The sequence below is a fragment of the Bradyrhizobium sp. DOA9 genome (assembly GCF_000617845.2).
Taxonomy (GTDB): Bacteria; Pseudomonadota; Alphaproteobacteria; order Rhizobiales; family Xanthobacteraceae; genus Bradyrhizobium.
This window is the reverse complement of sequence record NZ_DF820425.1, coordinates 2,473,466-2,492,026: the sequence shown is the minus strand read 5'-3', so window position 1 is coordinate 2,492,026 and position 18,561 is coordinate 2,473,466. Positions and strand designations below refer to the sequence as shown.

Genomic DNA, 18,561 nt, shown 5'->3' with positions numbered 1-18,561 from the left:
TTAAAGTCGAGTTGTTTTCGGCAGCAGCGAATTGATTTCCAGCTGAAATATCAAGCAGGTAGGCAAGTCCTGCCGGGGCACAAGGTGAAGGAAGTGTTTCCCTTGATGAAGAATGCGGAAAAATCGGCGCGCTTTTTCGAAAACATCGCGCGTCTGAACGCGCGATGTCTCAACTGCGATGTTCGTCAGCCCGACGTCGAGGACAGGAGCGGCGACCATGCCGGGTCCGAGGCAAAGCCCGGCGTCGGCACCTTCAATTCGTTGCGGCCGGAGATGTCGACCGAGTACAGCGACGGCCCGCCATTGCCGCCGGGATCGCGGAAGAACATCAGCACGCGGCCGTTCGGCGAGAAGGTCGGGCCTTCATTGTGGAAGCCGGAGGTGAGGATGCGCTCGCCGGAGCCGTCCGGCTTCATGACGCCGATCGCGAACTGGCCGCCGCCCTGCCGGGTGAAGGCGATGTAATCGCCCTTCGGCGACCACACCGGCGTCGAATAGCTGGCGTTGGTGTCGTCCTTGGAGAAGGAGATGCGCTGCGCCTGTCCGCCGCCCGCACTCATCACGTAGATCTGCGACCGGCCGCCGCGATCGGACTCGAAGCAGATGCGGCTGCCGTCCGGCGAATAGGACGGCGAGGTGTCGATCGCCGGCGTGTCGGTGAGGCGGGTGGTCGAACGTGAGCGCAGATCCATCACGAACAGGTTGGAATTGCCGCCCTGCTGCAGGCTCATGATGACGCGCTGGCCGTCCGGCGAGAAGCGCGGCGCAAAGGTCATGCCGGGGAAATTGCCGACGATCTCGCGCTGGCCGGTCTCGATGTTGTAGAGGTAGACTTTCGGATCGCCCTGGCCGAACTCCATGTAGGTGATCTCTTGCGAGTTCGGCGAGAAGCGCGGCGTCAGCACGAGATCGGAACCGCGGGTCAGATAGCGGACATTGGCGCCGTCCTGATCCATGATCGCGAGCCGCTTGACGCGGCGCTCCTTCGGCCCGGTCTCGTCGACGAACACGACGCGACTGTCGAAATAGCCCTTCTCGCCGGTCATCCGCTCGTAGATCTGGTCGGAGATGATGTGGGCGATGCGGCGCCAATATTCCGGCGAGGTGAAATATTGCTGGCCCGCAAGCTGCTGGCCGGAGATGACGTCCCACAGACGGAATTCGGCCTTGAGGCGGCCATCGGACTGCCGCGTCATCCGGCCGGTGACGAGTGCCTGCGCGTTGAGCGTCTTCCAGTTCTGGAATTGCGGCGCGACGTCCATGTTGTTGATGCGCTCGATGAAGGCAGCCTGGTCGATCGGCGCGAACAGGCCCGAGCGCTTCAGATTGTTGGTGATGACCTGCGTGACGCCGTTGCCGACGTCACCGTCGGAGGGCGAGCCGGGCAGGAAATTGGTGATCGCGATCGGGATCGGCTGGAATTCGGTTGGATTGATTTCAAGCCGCTTTTGCGCTTGGGCGAGGGTATGTCCAGCCCCAAACGTCGCGAGCGCGGATCCGGTCAGCGTCATGAAGCGGCGGCGGTTCATTGATCGAACGTCATTCATCGCAAAATTCTTTTTGTTCGGATGTCACAACATATCCTTCAGGCCGAAGCGCATCGGAATAGTTTTCCAAGTGTCATACTGTTGCTTCGGCAGGAACGAATAGGCCTGACATTGCATGATAGCGCGCTTGCCGCTGTCCGCCACCGCCTGGGCGATCGAACGAGACGGTCCCCTTACCGCAACGACGACCGGCTCGGATGCCAGCGTTCCATCGATCTTCATGTAAATATCAATGTCAGCTTCGTATTGATCGGCATCCTGGCCGTTATAGGTCGGTGTGAAACAGCGTTTGACCGCTGACAAGAACGCACCTTGCCAGGTCGCGACGTTGTTGGCTGCAGTCCCGGTCGCAGATCCCAGCGACGCCGACGCATTCAGCGCCGCGCCGGTCTGCTCGTGCCGCGTCGCGGCGCGCTTGTCGAGGTCGCGCTGGATCTGCGCGGGATCGAAGGTGCGCTCCTTGGGCTTCGGCTGCTGCTGCGGCTGCACCGCCGCGACCTTCTGCTCCACCGGCTTCGGCGGCGGCTTCTTGGTCTCCATCTTCTTCTGCAGCTCGGCGATCGGATCTTCCTTGGCCGGATCAGGCTTCTTTTCCTGCGGCTTCGGCTCTTCCTTCGGCTTGGCCTCGGCGACGGGCTTGGGCGGCTCCGGCTTCTTCTCGACCGGCTTCTCGACAGGCTTCGGCGGCGGCTCCGGCTGCGAATTGGTCTTGATCAGCTCTTTCTTCTCGGTGACCTTGCCGACGGCGTCTTCCTCGGGCTTGGGTTCGGCGATCTTCTCGACCTTCGGCTTCGGCTCTTCCTTCTTGCCGGTCTTCTGCCCCGCCATCATCTTGGCGAGCTGGTCGGTGGAGATGATGTCGACCGGAAGCGACTCCTCCGGCGCGATGTAGGCCTTGCTGCTGAAGGTGACGAGCCCCCATCCCAGCACGAGGACATGCAGGGCAATCGACGCAACGAGTGTCTTGTCGACGTTCACCTTCACGGCCTCAAGACCCCTGATCCGCTTCCGTGACGAGGGCCAGCTTCTTGAATCCGGCGCCCGAGAGCTGGCCCATCACCTTGGCGACGGTGCCGTAATCCGCCTTCTTGTCGGCGCGCAGATAGATGCGCTCCTCGAGCCCGCCGCGCGCGTCGGTGATCGCCTTCAGCTTCGGGATCAGCTCGTTCAGCGCAATCTCGGTATCGTTGATGAACACCTTGCCCTTGATGTCGACCGACATCTGGATCGGCTTCTGGTCGTTGTTCTCGAGGCTCTTGGCCTGGGTCTGGGGCAGGTCGAGCGGCACGCCGACCGTCAGCATCGGTGCCGACACCATGAAGATGATGAGCAGCACCAGCATGACGTCGACCATCGGCGTGACGTTGATCTCGGCCACGACCGGCTTGCGCCGGCCGCGGCGCCCGCCGCCGCCGGACGAACTCGCAACGTTCATGGCCATGATCGCGTGCCCAACTTGCCCTTCACATCATACATGCCGTCCGTCAGCCCCGCTCGTCGATCTGACGAGACAAGATGGCTGAAAATTCATCAGCAAAGCCTTCGAGCCGCTGGGCCTGCCGGTTCACCTCGGAGGTGAACTTATTGTAGAAAATAGTGGCAGGAATGGCGGCGATAAGGCCGACGGCGGTCGCAAACAGCGCCTCGGCGATACCGGGGGCAACCACCGCCAGAGAGGTATTTTTCGACGCCGCGATCGACTGGAAGCTCGACATGATGCCCCAGACCGTGCCGAACAGGCCGACGAAGGGGCCGGCCGAGCCGACGGTCGCGAGCACCAGAAGGCGCCGCTCCAGCCGCTCCACCTCGCGCGCGATCGAGACGTTCATCACCTTGTCGATGCGCATCTGAAGCCCCGCGACCGAGCGGGCATGGCTCTCGAACGAGCGCTTCCACTCGCGCATCGCCGCCACGAAGCAGGCCGCCATGGAATGCGTCGGCTTGGCCGACAGCGTGCGATAGAGCTCCTCGATCGACTCGCCGGACCAGAACGCCTGCTCGAACCGGTCCATCGAGCGGCGGGTGCGCGCGTAGAGAAAGATCTTGTCGATGGCGATCGCCCAGACCCAGACCGAGCAGGCCAGAAGCCCCAGCATCACCGCTTTCACGATCCAGTGAGCCTGCCAGAACAGCGCGATCAGCGACACGTCGGCGGAGGCAGCAACCGGAAGGGCTGACTGAGCCAATTCGGCCGGATTCATAAGCAGTATCCTCTCAAGGCGATCGTTACCTAATGTCCTTCGGCCAGCAAATCGCGGCCGGTATTCCCCAACAGCCGCGCTGGACCCGCGCGGCCGGCAAGCCCGCTCAAAGCCTTGTCTTTCTGGGGTTGCAGGGCTCGTCCAAAGGCTTGTCCAAAGCCGGCCGCCTGCATTCCCCGCCAAGATGTCAAAACTAAGGGGCCTCGACCCCAGGCCTTGACGTCGGGCTTCGGGCACGCCTGTCCAGCCTTACCAGAGCCTGCCGATGGTTAATGCGGGGTTACCGGCGGCGCATTTGGCTGCGGGAACGGCAGTCCGCGCAAGGGGATCGGCACGAGTTCCGCGTCCATGCAGGCCGGAGGAACCAGCTCTCGCGCCAAAAATTGTCCGGAAAATCACCCTCAGCGAGGTTGTACCATGTCCATCAACCCCAAGACGACCGCCGCGATCGGCGATCACCCGCTGCACCCCATGCTGATCCCGTTCCCCGTCGCATTCCTGGTCGGCGCCCCCATCGCCGATCTCGCCTTCATCGGAACCGGCGACAATTTCTGGGCGCGCGCCGCGATCTGGCTGATCGGCGCCGGCATCGTCATGGCGCTGGTTGCCGCCGCGGCCGGCTTCACGGACTTCTTCAGCGAGCCGCGCATCCGCCGCCTGAACGATGCCTGGTACCACATGGTCGGCAATCTCGCGGCGGTGGTGCTGGCCCTGGTCAATTTCTATCTCCGCTACGCCCAAGGCGCGGAGGCGGCGATCAACCCTTGGGGCGTCGTGCTGTCCCTGATCGTGGTCGGCATCCTCCTGTTCACGGGATGGAAAGGCTGGGAGATGGTGTACCGCCACCACGTCGCGGTGCTGGATGCGCCGGGCCAGACCAGTTCAGAGCCGGTCAACCCGCATCATGGCGGCGAGAACCATCGCCGCGCCGCATGAGCGAGGGAGCTCAGGCGGCTGATGCTGCCTCGGGGCAGTTGGTCAGCCGCGCAGGATTGCCGACCGCCGTGCAGCCGGCGGGGATATCGCGCGTCACGACGGTGCCTGCGCCGATCTTGGCGAGATCACCGATGCTGATGTCGCCGAGGATGCTGGCGCCGGCGCCGATGAAGACGCCGCGGCCGATGCGGGGCGAGCGCGCCGGCAGTTCACTGCTGCGGCCGATGCTGACGTTCTGGAGAATGGTGACGTCGTCGCCGATGACGACGTTGGCGCCAATCACGATGCCGGTGGCGTGGTCGAGATACACCGCGGAGCCGATGCAGGCAGCCGGATGAATGCTGACCTGCAGCAGGTTCGAGGCCTCGTTCTGAAACAGCAGCGCGGCGTCGCGATGATCGTGGCGCCAGAGCCAGCTCGAGACGCGCCAGGCCTGCAGCGCGAGGTACCCCTTGAAGTGCAGCAGCGGCGGCAACAGTCCGGCGATGGCGGGATCGCGGCGCACGATGGCGCGCAAGTCGCGGGCGGCCGCTTCGACCAGATCCGGCTGGCCACGAAAGGCATCGCAGGAACACGTTGTGAAGCGCTCGCGTTCGGCCGTTGTGCCGCCCAACCGACGTCCGATCAGGTCGGCCAAGGCGGCGGTAAAATCGTCATGTACGAGAATGGCGCCGGCAAGCGCCTTGCCGAAGATCGGGTCCGCCGCTGCGGCGCGCTGCGCCTCGCCGCGGATCTGCTCCCAGAGGGTCTCGCTCGCCATGATCGCAGCCTTCGCCATCTTCGCCGCCTGCGGTGTTTTGACGCTTCCTTCTCGCTCACGAATATAGGCTGCGTGCAGCCCACATGCCAATTGGCGGCAATTGCACGCGCAGCTGCGCGAGTCCCATGCTCCCCGTGCGGCTACGAGCTTGCATGCCAGGCAACCGCGACCGTATAGTCGGTCGGTTTCGGCCGAAACCCGCGGTGATCCCCCACCGCGGGTTTTTCGTACCCGGCGCCGCCCAGCTGCCGAAGCGAGTTTTCGAATCCACGTCATCCAAGGTCACGCTGAAGATATGTCGCTCAACGCCCACGCCGACGACCACCACGACGACATCATGTATCCCTCCGCCATACCGTTCCTGCTGGTCCATCTCGGCTGCGTGGCGGCAATCTGGTCGGGCGTCACCTGGCAGGCGGTCGCGATCTGCGTCTCACTCTATTGCTTGCGGATGTTCGCGATCGGCGCCGGCTATCATCGCTATTTCTCGCATCGGGCGTTTGCGACCAGCCGGGTGTTTCAGTTCATCCTAGCCTGCCTCGCGCAAAGCAGCGCCCAGAAGAGCGTGTTGTGGTGGGCGGCCAAGCATCGCCACCATCACCTGCATTCCGACACCGAGAACGACGTGCATTCACCGCGTCACCGCGGCTTCCTGTATAGCCATCTCGGCTGGATCTTCTACCGGCAGCACGATGCGACCGACCTCGTGAAGGTCGGCGATCTCGCCGCCTATCCCGAGCTGATGTGGCTGCACCGGCTGGAGCTGCTGCCGGCGTTCGTGCTGGCAGGACTCTGCTTCCTGGTGGCGGGATGGCCGGGTCTGGTGGTCGGCTTCCTCTGGAGCACGGTGCTGCTCTATCACGCGACCTTCTGCATCAATTCGCTCGCCCATGTGCACGGGCGCAAACGCTACGTGACGGGCGATGATTCCCGCAACAACTGGCTGCTGGCGTTGTTCACGCTGGGTGAAGGCTGGCACAACAATCACCACGCCTATCAGAGCAGCGTGCGACAGGGCTTTCGCTGGTGGGAGGTCGACGTGACCTATTACGTCCTCACGGTCTTGTCGTGGATTGGAATCGTCTGGAACATGAAGGCACCGCCCGAGCAGGTGCTGCGCAACGAACAACTGCTTGGCGCGCGGGTGATCCAGCGGGCGGCCCGTGAGCTTGCCGGACGCTTCGATGCGCAGACTCTGGCGCATGCGATCTCGTCGGCGCGGCGCCGGGCCGACCTTGCTCAATTGCAGCTGCCGTCACTGCACGACATTCTCAACCGTGCACATGAAGGTGTCGACGCGCTGACGCATCTGCATCTGCCGAAGATTCCGACACGCGAGGAGTTTCTCGCCGAGGCCAAGGCGATGTTCGCGCGCACGAGATCGCTGAACGAGATCGTCGACCACGCCTACGACCACTTCCTGGCGTCGGTTCGCACGCAGCTCGCGGCCGTGCGCTGAAGTCTGCGAGGACGCCAAAACCAAACCGCCCGCCTGCGGGTTGCGCAGACGCGCGGCTCGGGGCCATCAGGACTTTGGGGGCATGCGCCTGAAGGCTTTGAGAGGTGGGCTCCTTCGGATCAGCCCTGCTGCTGGTCGGTCGGCGGCGGGGTCGGACGCGTCTTGTGCTGCGCCATGAACTGGTCGAACTCTTCCTTATCCTTGGCGTGACGCAGGCGGTCGAGGAAGTTCTTGAACTCGACCTGCTCTTCCTCGAGCCGGCGCAGCGTCTCACTGCGATACTCGTCGAAGGCGCGGTTGCCGGAGGACGGCGGGCCGAAGCCAAAGCCGAAGCCGCGGCGCTCCATGCGGTCGCGCATGCGATCCATCTTGTACTGCATCTTTTCCATCTTGTTCTGCCAGCGATCCTGGTGGCTCCAGCACGACATTCTTCTGCTCCCGAGTGTGAAAAAGAGAAGGGCGAGTCCGATCGGCCACCAGATGATGAAGCCGAGAATGGTCACGGCGATCCAGCCCGGATGCCAGGGCGTATCGAGCATGCGGGGGCGCTCGTACTGTTGGTATTGGTCCGAAGGGCCGCGCCAGCGATTGACGTCAGCGGTGTAGGCCATTTCCCATCTCCATCACGGCACCAGCGCCGTTGTGAATGTAAATAACATTTACATAGCTAGACCATCCCGCGATTTTGTCAAGCTGCCCGCAAGACACGCCCGCGTGATTATTTGCGTAATTTTATTTCGGCTTGCCCCAGGGGCCGCCGGGCGGGACGCCCGAACCGGAGGGAGCCTCCGGCGGCACCGGCGGCGGCTCGGCGCCCCTGGCCGCAGGACGGCGGTCGGTCGGGAAGCCGAGGCCTCGCAGATAGATCAGCACCTCGGCCTCCAGCAGTTCGTCCGGCGACATCGGCAGCTTGCGCCGCGCGGCATCGCCGCGCGAGAACAGCGAGGCCACGCCATGCGCCATCGACCAGATGTGCAGCGCCATCATCATCGCCGGCGGGCGGGGCGTGCCGGGCGGCGTCAGCGCGGCGAGCCGCTCGGCTGCGGCGCGAATGATGTTGAAGGCGCGTTCGCTGGCCGCCTGAAGTGCAGGATTGGCATCGACCGGCACGCCAGATTCGAACATCGCATTGTAGAAGGCCGGCTCCTCGCGGGCGAAGGTGAGATAGGCCTTGCCGACGCGCTCGAAGGCGGTGACCGTATCGGGCCGCCCGTCGTCCCAGGCAGCGGACAGGCGCGCCTCGAACTGCTCGAAACCGCGCTGGGCGATCGAGGACAACAGCTCGTCACGGTCGCGAAAATGCCGATAGGGCGCCGCCGCACTGACGCCGGCCATGCGCGCGGCATCGGCGAAGGTGAAGCCGGCCGCCCCCTTCTCGGCGATCAGCCCGAGGGCCGCCTGCAACAGGGCTTCCTTCAGATTGCCGTGGTGATAGCCGCGCTCGGCGCGGCGCTGCTCCTTGCGCCAGCTCATGTGAACGACCTTTACATGAGCAGGGCGCGAAGGTCACTAGCGGCGGACGAGTTTGATTAACCCGTATTCTCCGCAGTCATTCCGGGCGATGCGCCAGCATCAAGCGCCGGTGCGTGCTGGCGCACCGGAGAATCTCGAGATTCTGGGTTCGGTCCTGCGGACCGCCCGGAATGGCGATCCGCTGGAAGCTACATCTGCGGAATAGGCAGCACGGGCATGACTTCGATCGCCTCGCCCGGGAAGATCGCGAAATGCGGATGGTTCTCGAACAGCTTTGCAGCGTCCTCCTGCGAGGCGGCGCGCACCACCGTGAAACCGGTCAGCGCATTGCTGACCTCGGTGATGCCGCTCCCGTCGATCCTGCGGGTCTTGCCGAGCGGGCCGCCCATCTCGACGATCACGGATTTGTGCTTCTCGACCCAGCCGTGCCAGGCCGCCATGCCCTCCTGCTCCTTCGCCTTCCGCTCGGACTCGGGCAGCGCGCGCCACGCCGCCATTTTCGATCCGCTCGTGCTGCCGAGATAGATGGCGAGAAATTTGTGTTCGGTGCTCATGGGTTTTCTCCTCGGGTTGATTTGGAATCGTGCATAGGCTGTCTCGTCTACGTCTTCAGGTCGCCAAACCCGGAGACGATCTCCTGCACTTCGGGCGAGTAATCGGCCATCTCCTGCACCTGGCGGACCTCGATGATCTCGTTGGCTGAAGCGGGACATTTCTTGGCCCAGGCGATCGCCTCGGCGCGCGAGGCGACCTCGATCATCCAATAGCCGCCCAGGACTTCCTTGGCTTCCGCGAAAGGCCCGTCGGTGACGATGGGCTGGCCGGTCGCAAACGAGACGCGCGCCCCGGTCGACGGCGGGTGCAGCCCATCGAGCGTGATCAGCACGCCTGCGTCCTTCAGCGCCTCGTTGTAGCGCATCATCGCGGCGACGCGCTCGGGATCGAGCGGCACCTCCGGCGGCGCGTTCTCATAGCCGAGCGGGATCATCAGCATCATGAATCGCATGGTGTTCCTTGCCTTCATTGTCGGGAGGAACGGCGGAGCCGTCCGCCTTCACCTTCAAGACGAGCGGACTTTCAGGGAACCGACATGCAATTTGGGAAATTCTTCTGGGCCGATCTGATGGCTGCGCCAGATGATGCTCAAGACGCCGTGCCTGCCATTTACGCAGGCCCCGGCAACCCGGCGCGAAAAATCATGCGCATTTCATTCCGTACGAATACGGGAAGCCGTATGTCGCTTAACGTGCACACAGAGCTGAAAACCTTTTCAATTGAAGGACGTAGCCAGGACGCGTGAAAACCGCCCGAAATTCGTAGGCAGTGGCGAGGTTAACAGACGGTCAAGACGTGGATGCCACTTTTTTCATCGGAGAACGGTACGGCAGTCCTCCCGATCGCTACCTGCAATAATACGGAGCTCACGTGTTCAACTTCCAAAGCAAGAAGGTCAGGCACGCCATCGCGGAAGTCGAGGCGCTCGACCAGTCGCAGGCGGTGATCGAATTCGGCCTCGACGGCACCATCCTCGATGCCAACGAGAACCTGCTGAAGATGAGCGGCTACACGCTCGCCCAGATCAAGGGCAAGCACCACAGCATCTTCGTCAGCCCGGCCGAGCGCGAGAGCGCCCGCTATCGCGATTTCTGGGCCAGCCTCAACCGGGGCGAATTTCAGACCACCCAATACAAACGTTTCGGCAAGGGCGGGAAGGAAGTCTGGGTCCACGCCTCCTACGCGCCGCTGCGCGACGAGAGCGGCAAGGTGGTCAGCTTCATCAAATTTGCCACCGACATCACAGCGTACAAGATCAAAACGATGGAGGATTCCGGCAAGATCGCCGCGATCAATCGCGCGCAGGCGGTGATCGAGTTCAACATGGACGGCACCATCGTCACCGCAAACGAGAACTTCCTGAAGACGATGGGTTACTCGCTCGACGAGATCAAGGGCAAGCATCACAGCATGTTCGTGACGCCCGAGGACCGGGCGAGCGCGGCCTATGCCGCGTTCTGGGCCAAGCTGAACCGCGGCGAGTTCGAGGCCGCCGAATACAAGCGGCTGGGCAAGGGCGGCAAGGAGATCTGGATCATCGCGACCTATAACCCGATCCTCGACGAGAACGGCAAGCCGTTCAAGGTGGTGAAGTTCGCAACCGACGTCACGGCGCAGAAGATGCAGGCCGCCGACAATAACGGTCAGCTTGCCGCGATCCAGAAGTCGCAGGCCGTGATCGAGTTCAACATGGACGGCACGGTCCGCACCGCCAACGACAATTTCCTCAAGGCGATGGGCTACTCGCTGGCAGAGATCAAAGGCCAGCACCATTCCATGTTCGTCGAGCCGAACGAAAAGAATTCGGCGGCCTATCGCCAGTTCTGGGAGACGCTCAATCGCGGCGAATACCAGGCCGCCGAGTACAAGCGCATCGCCAAGGGCGGCCGAGAGATCTGGATCCAGGCCTCCTACAATCCGATCTTCGACCTCAACGGCAAGCCTTACAAGGTGGTGAAGTACGCCACCGACATCACCGCGCAGGCGATCGGCCGCAAGAAAGCCGACAATGCGCGCGGACTGATCGAGGCGGTCGCGGCCGGCAGCGAACAGATGAGCGCATCGATCCGCGAGATCTCGGAGACCATGGCAAAGTCGCGAGAAACGTCCAAGGTCGCCACGACGCGAGTCGAATCGGCGGACGGTCAGGCCCAGAAGCTGGCCACAGCTGCGCAAGCCATGAGCGGCATCGTGGAGATGATTTCGGGCATCACCAGCCAGATCAACCTGCTCGCACTCAACGCCACGATCGAATCGGCGCGCGCGGGCGAAGCCGGCCGCGGTTTTGCGGTGGTCGCCTCCGAGGTGAAGAACCTCGCGAACCAGGCCAAGCAGGCGACCGACACGATCACCTCCGAAATCGAAGCCCTGAACGTCATCTCGGGCGACGTCGCCAGCTCGCTGACAGCGATCAAAGCCGCGATTGCCGGCGTCAACGAGTTCATCGCATCCACCGCAGCCGCCGTCGAGGAGCAGAGCATCGTGACGTCGGACATGTCCGCCAACATGCAGCGGGCCTCGGCGGAACTTTCGTAGGAAAACAGCCTTTCTCGATCTACGTCCTTCTTGCCGGAACGAAAGCGCAGTAAAAGGCGCTGGCCGCCCGTGCGGCTTCCGTTCCCACAGAAGGACAAGATCAACCCATGCCTGCTTCGCCGGAAAAAGTCGCCCTCGTCACCGGAGCCGCGCGCGGCATCGGGCTTGCGACCGCGAAGAAGTTCCTCGCAGAAGGCTGGCGCGTCGCGCTGCTCGACATCGAGGGCGAGCTGCTCGGCCGCGCGGTTGCCGAGATCGGCCGGAGCGAGGCGACGCTGGCGCTGACCTGCGACGTTTCGGACGCGGCCGCAGTCAGCGATGCGATGACGGGAATCGAGCGGCGGTTCGGCCGATTGGATGCGCTGGTCAACAATGCCGGCATCGCAGTGTTCGCGCCGCTGATGGAGACGTCGGATGCCGACTGGCGCCGCGTGCTCGAGGTCAACCTCACCGGCCCGTTTCTCTGCACCAAGGCGGCGGCACCCTTGATGCGCGACGGTGGTGGCGGCGCCATCGTCAACATCACCTCGATCTCGGCCGTGCGCGCCTCGACGTTGCGCTCGGCCTACGGCACCAGCAAGGCAGGCCTTGCGCACCTCACCAAGCAGCTCGCGGTCGAGCTCGCCTCCCTCAATATCCGCGTCAACGCGGTCGCACCGGGACCGGTCGATACCGCGATGGCGAAGCAGGTGCACACCAAGGAGATCCGCGCCGACTATCACGACGCCATTCCGCTCAACCGCTACGGCCTGGAGGAGGAGCTCGCGGAAGCGATCTATTTCCTGTGCTCGGGCCGCGCGAGCTACATCACCGGCCAAATTTTGGCCGTGGACGGCGGCTTCGATGCGGCGGGTATCGGCCTGCCGACGCTGCGCGGGCAGAGGCGCAACGGGTAGGAGATGTAGGGTGGGTTGGCGCTGCGGCTGCGCGAAGCGCGGTCGCGGCGCGTAGCCCACCACTTCTCAAGCGAGGCCGGACATGATTGGCTACGCCGAGCCATTGCGCTTCGCGCAATCGCTCAGCTAATCCACCCTACGGAATCGAGTTCGTGGAGAGTGCCATGCAACGCATCACCTTCCTCAAAGCCCTGATGCTTGCATCCGCGCTGCTCGCCGCGCCTGCGGCGGCGGAGATCCGCATCATCCAGTCCCCGGGTGGACAGGTCGGGCCGTTCCTCGATCTGTTCGAAAAGGTGCGCGAGAGTGGCGAGCGCGTGGTGATCGACGGCCCCTGCCTGTCCGCCTGCACGCTGGTGCTGAGCATCGTGCCTGGCGAGCGCATCTGCGTCACCAAGCGCGCGGTGCTCGGCTTCCACGCGGCACGCTCGGTGGACCGGCGCGGCCGCTTCTATGCCGAGCCGGAAGCATCGGTCGCGGTGCTTGCCGCCTATCCCGGCCCGGTGCGCGACTGGATCAGCCGCCGTGGCGGCCTGACCTCGCGGTTGCTGCTGTTGAAGGGGCGCGATCTCGCCGCGATCTATCCGCGTTGCCGCTGATACAGCCGGCAGCCGCCAACCGCTTTCAAAACAGCGTCTGGATCACCGGCGCCAGCTTCGCGCTGGCGCAAATGAGCATTCCCCAAAGAGCAAAGTTGATCTGCAGCGCCGTCGCCATCGGTCGCTCCCCTCTTCGTGACGTCCATCCCAGTTTGTAGCTTTTATGACTCACCAATAGCGATTCGCTCGTGCATATCACAGCCCAATATTGCGCCAATTGTTGTGCGATGCAGCTGGTGCCTCACTGCGTCCGCAAAGTGATGCGAAAGCACGACTCATATTCGGCCATGCCGGCGAGCTTGTTTTGGCTTGAGTTCCATTGAACCGACGATGCGCGTGTCTCACGCAGATTCTGCGCGCCGCTTATGGAGGCAAAAGCCCGGCATGCTACGACACGGCTTCATCATGCTCACTTTTTGCACAGCGCTGATCGGATGCGCAGAGGCGCCGGCGCAGGAACGCCGCGCCATCGCATGGGATGGCCTCGGCAAGGATCCGAACCGTCCGCAGGTCGTCAAGCGGCGCGTCACGACGGGCGCGCCGGCGGCGAATGATCCCAATCAGGAGCGGGAAAAGGTGCTCGGCACATTGCACCCATATTCCGAGGCGTGGTGGGCGGTGCAGGATGAGATACAGGCCGAGAACGACAGGAAGCTCGGCGCCAAGCTCGTGATTTGTCCTCGCTGCGTGGAATCCTCGCCGCCGCCCGAGGACGTCACCGGATCCATCCGGTGAGAGGACAACGGCCGATCGGCCCGTAACGTAACGAAGCGTACGTCTTCTCTCCCGCAGCATTGGAGAAAGGGGATCGCAACGCGACGGTCGCGCCCAAAGCGCGATGCGATTAGGATGAATCGTCATCGCGCTTCAGGTTATTGTTTGAGCATGATCTTTTCGGAAAACCGCTTCACACTTTTCCGGATCATGCTCTATCACATGCCCTCGGCCGGGCAATTCACCATCCAGGGAATGCCGAACTTGTCGACGCACATGCCGAAGCCCTTGGCCCAGAACGTCTTGCTGAAGGGCATGTTGACGCTACCGCCGTCGGCGAGCGCGTTGAACTTGCGCTCGCCATCCGCGGGGTCCTTGACCGTAAGCGAGATCGAGAAGCCCTGCGGCTTTTGAAAGTGCTCGGCCGGCGCGTCGGACGCCATCAGCACGCTGCCGTCGGGGAACGTCATGCGGGCATGCATGATCATCTTCTCGCGGCCGGGCGCGGCCGGCACCTCCGGCGGAGCATCCGATGCGCGCATCATTGCGTCGATCTTGCCGCCGAGAACCTTGGCGTAATAGTTGAACGCGGCTTCGCAATTGTCCTGGTAGAACAGGTAGGGATTGAGCATCGTTTCTCTCCTCTTCGTTTGCAGTGAGGCTTATTGCTTCTCGGTGAGCTTCTTCAGGCTGGCGAGGCCAGTCTCGAAGTCCTTGCCGATCATGCCGTCCATGTTGAAGAACACCTGCATCAGCTTGGACAGGAACGGGGCCGGACCGTACATGGCCCAGGTGACCAGTGTGCCATCGCCTTGCGGCACAAAGGTGAACTCGGCGGTGTTGTGGCCTTCGAACGGCCGCTCGAAATCGAGCTTGATGCGGAGCTTGGCAGGCCCGTTGGCCTCCAGGATCTCCATGTGGCCGGCGCCGACATTGTTATTGCCGTCCCAGGCATAGGTCGCGCCCTTCCCTGCCGCGGTTCCGCCGAACGTCCGGTTCATGGCGGGATCGCGGGTCTCATAGGGCGACCACGCTGTCCAGCGATGGAAATCGGCAACCAGCGGATAGATCGCAGCAGCCGGCGCCTTCACGGCGAGGCTGCGTTCGACACGGAAGGTGTCGGGTTTTGTCAGGGCAAAGACGAGGACCGCGGCAAGGCCGACGGCGAGAACGATGGCGATGACGGCAATGGCTTTCAGCATGAGGGGCTCCGTGGATACGGGCAAAGGACGAACGGGGGAGGCCAGGCCCGACAATGGAGCAGAAATTCTTCGGCGCACTGCGCCCCCCACGTCATGGCGTGGAAACAGACGGGCCTACTTCGCCTTGGCGCTTTCCTTTGCCTTCGGCTGGCTGTCCCGGATCAGGCGGTCGAGATGCATCCGGATGTGGGCGGCTTCGGCCGAGGTGTTCGCGAGCGCGATGGCCCGGTCGAAGGCAATTCGCGCTTCGTCGTTGCGACCGAGCTGCATCAGGAAGGCGCCGCGCACGCCATAGAAGTGGAAGTAGTTGGCGAGCTTCGGCGCCAAGGGCTCGATCAGCTCGAGCGCGGCCTGCGGTCCGCGCACCTTGGAGACCGCGACCGCGCGGTTGAGCGTCACCACCGGCGAGGGCTGCACCAGTTCGAGGGCGCCATAGAGCAGATCGATCTGCGTCCAGTCGGTTTCCTCCGGCGTCGACGCGCGCGCATGCAGCGCGGCGATCGCGGCCTGGATCTGGTAGGGTCCGCTGCGGCGGTGGCGCATCGCCTTGTCGATCAGCGCGAGGCCCTCCGCGATCAAGGTGCCGTTCCACAAGGAACGATCCTGATCGTCGAGCAGGATCAGCGACCCGTCCGCGGCAAAACGCGCCGCGCTGCGCGCGTGCTGCAACAGGATCAGCGCGGTCAGGCCCATGATCTCCGGCTCACTCGGAAACAGCCGCAGCAGCAGCCGCGCCAGCCGGATCGCCTCCTCGCACAGCGGCTTCCTGATCTCGGCTGTGTCGCCGCTCGCCGAATAGCCTTCGTTGAAGATCAGGTAGATCATCGCGGCGACGCCGGCGAGCCGTTCGGAGCGCTCGACCGCGCCGGGCGCCTCGAACGGCGTCCCGGCCTCGGCGACCTTTGCCTTGGCGCGCGTGATGCGCTGCTCCATCGCGGCTTCCGAAACCAGGAACGCGCGGGCGATCTGCTTCACGGTGAGGCCCGAGACGATGCGCAGCGCCAGCCCGATCTGCTGCGTCGCCGGCAGCTGCGGATGGCAGCAGATGAACATCAGCCGCAGGATGTCGTCGCGATAGTGCGAGCCGTCGAGCCGCTCGGCGAGTGCGCCTTCGGCATCGTCGAGATCGGAGATCGCCTGGTCGTCCTCGGGCAGCGGCTGCTGCCGGCGCGCGCGGCGTACCTCGTCGATCGCAACGTTGCGGCCGACCATGATCAGCCAGGCCGCGGGATCACGCGGCGGCCCGTTCTGCGGCCACGTCTTCAGCGCGCGCAAGGACGCGTTCTGAAACGCCTCCTCGGCCGTGTCGAGATCGCGGAAATAGCGCAGCAGCGCGCCGACCGCCTGGGGTCGCGCCGAGGTCAGCGCAGTCTCGATCCAGGCGGTATCGGCCTCGCTCACGTCAGGTTTCCTCCGGGCCGGAATACGCCGACGGGACGCACCTCATAGGCGCCGCCGGGGTTGGCAGCACCCAGTTCGCGTGCGACGTCGAGCGCATCGTCGAGATTCTTGCAGTCCACGATGTAGAAGCCGAGCAGCTGCTCCTTGGTCTCGGCATAGGGGCCGTCGAGCACCAGCGGCGGATCCTCCTTGCGCAGGGTCGCCGCCGCGGTCGTCGGCAACAGCCGCGCCACCGGCCCGAGCCGGCCCTGCCTGGTGAGCTTGTCCTGCACCACGGCGAGCTTCTTCATCACGGCCTCGTCCTGGTCCTTGCTCCAGGAGCCGACGAAATCCTCATCGTGATAGCAAAGAATGGCGTAAAGCATGGCCGGCATTTCCTCGTCTGTTGTGAAGACGCGCCAATATGCCCCGCCCCGACAGCGCTGCGGAAAAAAATTGCAAGAAAACTCCGGCAGATCGTGCCAAGGAGGGTCACCAAAAGCGGAACCTTATGAGGCACTTCGAATGACCCTGGGCACACTGGCCGTCCTGATCAACAGCACGCAGCAGAACTGGCTGCCGGAACGCTGGAAGGCCCGCTTCGACGCCGTCTGCGGGGATCGCCGCGTGGTGCTGCTGCCGGACGCCGGGCTCGATCCGGCGGAGGTGCATTATGCGGCGGTGTGGAAGCCGGTGCCGGGCGATCTCGGTGCGTTCCCCAATCTGCGCGCGATCTTCAACCTCGGCGCGGGCGTCGACGCACTGATGGCCGACAAGAGCCTGCCCGAGGTGCCGCTGGTGCGCGTCGCCGTGCCTGATCTCACCAACCGCATGACCGAATATGTCGTGCTGCACGTTCTGATGCATCACCGCCAGGAGCTCTACCTGCGGCAATCGCAGCGCGAGAAGCGCTGGGAGCCCAGATATCAGTGGCCGGCGAGCGCGATCACCGTCGGAATCATGGGATTGGGCACGCTTGGCGTCGACGCGGCCGACGTGCTGCGGCGGCTCGGCTTCCGCGTCGCCGGCTGGAGCCGCAGCCCGCGCACGATCGACGGCGTCGAATGCTTCCACGGCGCCGCCGGAATGGACGCGTTCCTGCGCAAGACCGACATCCTGGCCTGCCTGCTGCCGTTGACACCAGACACGCACGGCATCCTCAACCGCGAGGTCTTCAAAAAGCTCAATCGCAACAGCCCGCTCGGCGCGCCGGTGCTGATCAATGCCGGCCGCGGCGGCCTGCAGAACGAGGCCGATATTCTCGCCTGCCTCGACGACGGCACGCTGGGCGCCGCCTCGCTCGACGTCTTCGTGCAGGAGCCGCAGCCGAAGGACAGCCGGTTCTGGACCCACCCCAAGGTGGTGTTGACGCCGCACAATGCCGCCGACACAGACGCGGATGCGATCTCCGCCTATGTCGCCGAACAGATCGCCCGGTTCGAGGCGGGCGGCGCGCTGGAGAACGTGGTGGACCGGGCAAGGGGGTATTGAGGCTTGGCGGCCTAAAGCGCGATGCGATCGCGCTTTAGGTTTTTGTTCGAGCATGATCTTTCGGAAAGCCGCTGCACACTTTTCCGGATCATGCTCTAGCTTTTGGCTCCCACCATCACGTCAATTGCGCCCTTCACGATCGCCTCCAGCTCCTTGCGCGGAACGCGGGCGCGGGAGCGGATGGCGATGGTGTGGATGGTGGCCGATGCGATCTGCGCCAGCGCGAACGTATCGGCGCTCTCCGGCAACTCACCTCTTTCCTTGGCGCGGCGGAAGCAACTGGCAAATCCCTTGTCGAGGCCGGTGAGACCGTCCAGCACCATGGCGCGGATCTCGGGATCGCCGACCGCCTCGGAGGCCGCGGTCACCACCGTGAAGCAGCCGCGCGGCCCGGTGTCGCCCGACAGATAGATATCGAGCGCGGCTGCGTAGATGCGCTCCAGCCGCTGGCGCAGCGGCATCTCAGCGCGGAAGATCGCGACCATCGCCGCGGCGGCCTCGTCGCGATAGCGCTGATAGCTCTTGATGTAGAGCTCGCGCTTGTCGCCGAAGGCGCCGTAGAGGCTCGGCCGGTTCATGCCGGTGGCTGCGCTGAGATCGTCGAGCGAGGTGGCCGCGAAACCCTGCTTGCGGAACAGATCGAGCGCCTTGCCGAGCGCGATATCCGGCTCGTAGGCGCGCGGACGCCCGCGGCGCTTGGGCTGAGTGGCAGCAGCTGGCGGCTTCGATTTTTGTACCATTTCGCAAAATAATCCTTGACCGCATGTATATTATGCAAGATGGTACAAAAATCAATCTGGCCAGGTTGAGCGA

At 63.9% G+C, this 18,561-nt stretch carries 22 protein-coding genes; 8 read left to right on the top strand and 14 right to left on the bottom strand.

The genetic code is table 11. The features are described 5' to 3' along the window. Window positions 1–185: 185 nt before the first annotated feature. Genes tolB through tolQ form a run of 4 tightly spaced genes read right to left on the bottom strand, consistent with a single transcriptional unit; the run spans window position 186 to window position 3,748 of the window. Window positions 186–1,547 (bottom strand): Tol-Pal system beta propeller repeat protein TolB, encoded by a 1,362-nt coding sequence (gene tolB, locus BDOA9_RS11585; RefSeq protein ID WP_445291808.1) that lies wholly within the window; start codon window positions 1,545–1,547, stop codon window positions 186–188. A gap of 24 nt (window positions 1,548–1,571) precedes the next feature. After that, window positions 1,572–2,531 carry a hypothetical protein gene (locus tag BDOA9_RS11580; protein WP_025034103.1) on the bottom strand — a complete coding sequence of 320 codons (960 nt, stop codon included), beginning with the start codon at window positions 2,529–2,531 and terminating at the stop codon, window positions 1,572–1,574. A gap of 4 nt (window positions 2,532–2,535) precedes the next feature. Next, window positions 2,536–2,988 (bottom strand): protein TolR, encoded by a 453-nt coding sequence (gene tolR / locus BDOA9_RS11575; RefSeq protein ID WP_025034102.1) that lies wholly within the window; start codon window positions 2,986–2,988, stop codon window positions 2,536–2,538. 43 nt (window positions 2,989–3,031) lie between these two features. Beyond that, window positions 3,032–3,748: a protein TolQ gene (tolQ, locus tag BDOA9_RS11570; RefSeq protein ID WP_008546343.1), complete on the bottom strand. Its 717-nt coding sequence runs from the start codon at window positions 3,746–3,748 to the stop codon at window positions 3,032–3,034. 417 nt (window positions 3,749–4,165) lie between these two features. On the opposite strand from tolQ, the gene BDOA9_RS11565 reads away from it, so the two are divergent. Further along, entirely contained in the window at window positions 4,166–4,684 is a 519-nt protein-coding gene (locus tag BDOA9_RS11565) for a DUF2231 domain-containing protein (RefSeq protein ID WP_025034101.1), read from the top strand. 10 nt (window positions 4,685–4,694) lie between these two features. On the opposite strand, the gene BDOA9_RS11560 is transcribed toward BDOA9_RS11565, so the two are convergent. Then, window positions 4,695–5,462 carry a serine O-acetyltransferase gene (locus BDOA9_RS11560; protein ID WP_025034100.1) on the bottom strand — a complete coding sequence of 256 codons (768 nt, stop codon included), beginning with the start codon at window positions 5,460–5,462 and terminating at the stop codon, window positions 4,695–4,697. A 277-nt stretch (window positions 5,463–5,739) separates the two neighbouring features. On the opposite strand from BDOA9_RS11560, the gene BDOA9_RS11555 reads away from it, so the two are divergent. Then, the gene (locus tag BDOA9_RS11555; protein ID WP_025034099.1) at window positions 5,740–6,903 is read left to right on the top strand and encodes an acyl-CoA desaturase; all 1,164 of its coding nucleotides are present in this window, start codon (window positions 5,740–5,742) and stop codon (window positions 6,901–6,903) included. Window positions 6,904–7,022: 119 nt separating this feature from the next. On the opposite strand, the gene BDOA9_RS11550 is transcribed toward BDOA9_RS11555, so the two are convergent. The 4 genes from BDOA9_RS11550 to BDOA9_RS11535 all read right to left on the bottom strand — a co-directional run bounded on the left by BDOA9_RS11550 (window position 7,023) and on the right by BDOA9_RS11535 (window position 9,382). Beyond that, window positions 7,023–7,514 (bottom strand): DUF2852 domain-containing protein, encoded by a 492-nt coding sequence (locus tag BDOA9_RS11550; RefSeq protein WP_025034098.1) that lies wholly within the window; start codon window positions 7,512–7,514, stop codon window positions 7,023–7,025. Window positions 7,515–7,635: 121 nt separating this feature from the next. Then, complete coding sequence (locus BDOA9_RS11545) at window positions 7,636–8,376, bottom strand: TetR/AcrR family transcriptional regulator (protein WP_025034097.1); 741 nt, start codon at window positions 8,374–8,376, stop codon at window positions 7,636–7,638. Between the two features lie 188 nt (window positions 8,377–8,564). Continuing rightward, window positions 8,565–8,930 carry a YciI family protein gene (locus tag BDOA9_RS11540; RefSeq protein WP_025034096.1) on the bottom strand — a complete coding sequence of 122 codons (366 nt, stop codon included), beginning with the start codon at window positions 8,928–8,930 and terminating at the stop codon, window positions 8,565–8,567. 47 nt (window positions 8,931–8,977) lie between these two features. After that, entirely contained in the window at window positions 8,978–9,382 is a 405-nt protein-coding gene (locus BDOA9_RS11535) for a YciI family protein (protein WP_025034095.1), read from the bottom strand. A gap of 84 nt (window positions 9,383–9,466) precedes the next feature. Between BDOA9_RS11535 and BDOA9_RS37815 the strand changes: the two genes are divergently transcribed. The 5 genes from BDOA9_RS37815 to BDOA9_RS11515 all read left to right on the top strand — a co-directional run bounded on the left by BDOA9_RS37815 (window position 9,467) and on the right by BDOA9_RS11515 (window position 13,696). Next, complete coding sequence (locus BDOA9_RS37815) at window positions 9,467–9,676, top strand: hypothetical protein (protein ID WP_152033231.1); 210 nt, start codon at window positions 9,467–9,469, stop codon at window positions 9,674–9,676. Window positions 9,677–9,801: 125 nt separating this feature from the next. Further along, window positions 9,802–11,466, top strand: a complete 1,665-nt coding sequence (locus tag BDOA9_RS11530) for a methyl-accepting chemotaxis protein (RefSeq protein WP_025034094.1) — start codon at window positions 9,802–9,804, stop codon at window positions 11,464–11,466. Window positions 11,467–11,573: 107 nt separating this feature from the next. Further along, complete coding sequence (locus BDOA9_RS11525; protein ID WP_025034093.1) at window positions 11,574–12,362, top strand: SDR family NAD(P)-dependent oxidoreductase; 789 nt, start codon at window positions 11,574–11,576, stop codon at window positions 12,360–12,362. Between the two features lie 164 nt (window positions 12,363–12,526). Beyond that, window positions 12,527–12,961 (top strand): hypothetical protein, encoded by a 435-nt coding sequence (locus BDOA9_RS11520; RefSeq protein WP_025034092.1) that lies wholly within the window; start codon window positions 12,527–12,529, stop codon window positions 12,959–12,961. A 384-nt stretch (window positions 12,962–13,345) separates the two neighbouring features. Then, the gene (locus tag BDOA9_RS11515; protein ID WP_025034091.1) at window positions 13,346–13,696 is read left to right on the top strand and encodes a hypothetical protein; all 351 of its coding nucleotides are present in this window, start codon (window positions 13,346–13,348) and stop codon (window positions 13,694–13,696) included. A 197-nt stretch (window positions 13,697–13,893) separates the two neighbouring features. On the opposite strand, the gene BDOA9_RS11510 is transcribed toward BDOA9_RS11515, so the two are convergent. The 4 genes from BDOA9_RS11510 to BDOA9_RS11495 all read right to left on the bottom strand — a co-directional run bounded on the left by BDOA9_RS11510 (window position 13,894) and on the right by BDOA9_RS11495 (window position 16,643). Next, a complete protein-coding gene (locus BDOA9_RS11510; protein ID WP_025034090.1) occupies window positions 13,894–14,307 on the bottom strand; it encodes a VOC family protein in 414 nt (137 codons plus the stop codon). Between the two features lie 30 nt (window positions 14,308–14,337). Continuing rightward, window positions 14,338–14,877: a K(+)-transporting ATPase subunit F gene (gene kdpF, locus BDOA9_RS11505; RefSeq protein WP_025034089.1), complete on the bottom strand. Its 540-nt coding sequence runs from the start codon at window positions 14,875–14,877 to the stop codon at window positions 14,338–14,340. A 114-nt stretch (window positions 14,878–14,991) separates the two neighbouring features. Next, a complete protein-coding gene (locus BDOA9_RS11500) occupies window positions 14,992–16,278 on the bottom strand; it encodes an RNA polymerase sigma factor (RefSeq protein ID WP_025034088.1) in 1,287 nt (428 codons plus the stop codon). After that, window positions 16,275–16,643, bottom strand: coding sequence for a YciI family protein (locus BDOA9_RS11495; RefSeq protein ID WP_025034087.1), 369 nt, complete (start codon window positions 16,641–16,643; stop codon window positions 16,275–16,277). Before BDOA9_RS11495 ends, BDOA9_RS11500 begins: the two co-directional genes overlap by 4 nt. Window positions 16,644–16,782: 139 nt before the next feature. On the opposite strand from BDOA9_RS11495, the gene BDOA9_RS11490 reads away from it, so the two are divergent. Then, window positions 16,783–17,748, top strand: a complete 966-nt coding sequence (locus BDOA9_RS11490; RefSeq protein WP_042335966.1) for a 2-hydroxyacid dehydrogenase — start codon at window positions 16,783–16,785, stop codon at window positions 17,746–17,748. Window positions 17,749–17,843: 95 nt separating this feature from the next. Here the strand turns inward: BDOA9_RS11490 and BDOA9_RS11485 are convergent, their stop codons facing one another. Continuing rightward, window positions 17,844–18,488 carry a TetR/AcrR family transcriptional regulator gene (locus BDOA9_RS11485; protein ID WP_025034085.1) on the bottom strand — a complete coding sequence of 215 codons (645 nt, stop codon included), beginning with the start codon at window positions 18,486–18,488 and terminating at the stop codon, window positions 17,844–17,846. Window positions 18,489–18,561: the final 73 nt, after the last annotated feature.

Excerpts from the sequence above, each read along its gene's own strand:
- BDOA9_RS11485 (WP_025034085.1), bottom strand. The coding sequence starts at position 18,488 with ATGGTACAAAAATCGAAGCCGCCAGCTGCTGCCACTCAGCCCAAGCGC.
- BDOA9_RS11540 (WP_025034096.1), bottom strand. The coding sequence starts at position 8,930 with ATGAGCACCGAACACAAATTTCTCGCCATCTATCTCGGCAGCACGAGC.
- kdpF (WP_025034089.1), bottom strand. The coding sequence starts at position 14,877 with ATGCTGAAAGCCATTGCCGTCATCGCCATCGTTCTCGCCGTCGGCCTT.
- BDOA9_RS11490 (WP_042335966.1), top strand. The coding sequence starts at position 16,783 with ATGACCCTGGGCACACTGGCCGTCCTGATCAACAGCACGCAGCAGAAC.
- tolQ (WP_008546343.1), bottom strand. The coding sequence starts at position 3,748 with ATGAATCCGGCCGAATTGGCTCAGTCAGCCCTTCCGGTTGCTGCCTCC.
- BDOA9_RS11565 (WP_025034101.1), top strand. The coding sequence starts at position 4,166 with ATGTCCATCAACCCCAAGACGACCGCCGCGATCGGCGATCACCCGCTG.
- BDOA9_RS11555 (WP_025034099.1), top strand. The coding sequence starts at position 5,740 with ATGTCGCTCAACGCCCACGCCGACGACCACCACGACGACATCATGTAT.
- BDOA9_RS11510 (WP_025034090.1), bottom strand. The coding sequence starts at position 14,307 with ATGCTCAATCCCTACCTGTTCTACCAGGACAATTGCGAAGCCGCGTTC.
- BDOA9_RS11525 (WP_025034093.1), top strand. The coding sequence starts at position 11,574 with ATGCCTGCTTCGCCGGAAAAAGTCGCCCTCGTCACCGGAGCCGCGCGC.
- BDOA9_RS37815 (WP_152033231.1), top strand. The coding sequence starts at position 9,467 with ATGCAATTTGGGAAATTCTTCTGGGCCGATCTGATGGCTGCGCCAGAT.
- BDOA9_RS11520 (WP_025034092.1), top strand. The coding sequence starts at position 12,527 with ATGCAACGCATCACCTTCCTCAAAGCCCTGATGCTTGCATCCGCGCTG.
- BDOA9_RS11535 (WP_025034095.1), bottom strand. The coding sequence starts at position 9,382 with ATGCGATTCATGATGCTGATGATCCCGCTCGGCTATGAGAACGCGCCG.
- BDOA9_RS11545 (WP_025034097.1), bottom strand. The coding sequence starts at position 8,376 with ATGAGCTGGCGCAAGGAGCAGCGCCGCGCCGAGCGCGGCTATCACCAC.
- BDOA9_RS11550 (WP_025034098.1), bottom strand. The coding sequence starts at position 7,514 with ATGGCCTACACCGCTGACGTCAATCGCTGGCGCGGCCCTTCGGACCAA.
- BDOA9_RS11495 (WP_025034087.1), bottom strand. The coding sequence starts at position 16,643 with ATGCTTTACGCCATTCTTTGCTATCACGATGAGGATTTCGTCGGCTCC.
- tolR (WP_025034102.1), bottom strand. The coding sequence starts at position 2,988 with ATGGCCATGAACGTTGCGAGTTCGTCCGGCGGCGGCGGGCGCCGCGGC.
- BDOA9_RS11515 (WP_025034091.1), top strand. The coding sequence starts at position 13,346 with ATGCTACGACACGGCTTCATCATGCTCACTTTTTGCACAGCGCTGATC.
- tolB (WP_445291808.1), bottom strand. The coding sequence starts at position 1,547 with ATGAATGACGTTCGATCAATGAACCGCCGCCGCTTCATGACGCTGACC.
- BDOA9_RS11560 (WP_025034100.1), bottom strand. The coding sequence starts at position 5,462 with ATGGCGAAGGCTGCGATCATGGCGAGCGAGACCCTCTGGGAGCAGATC.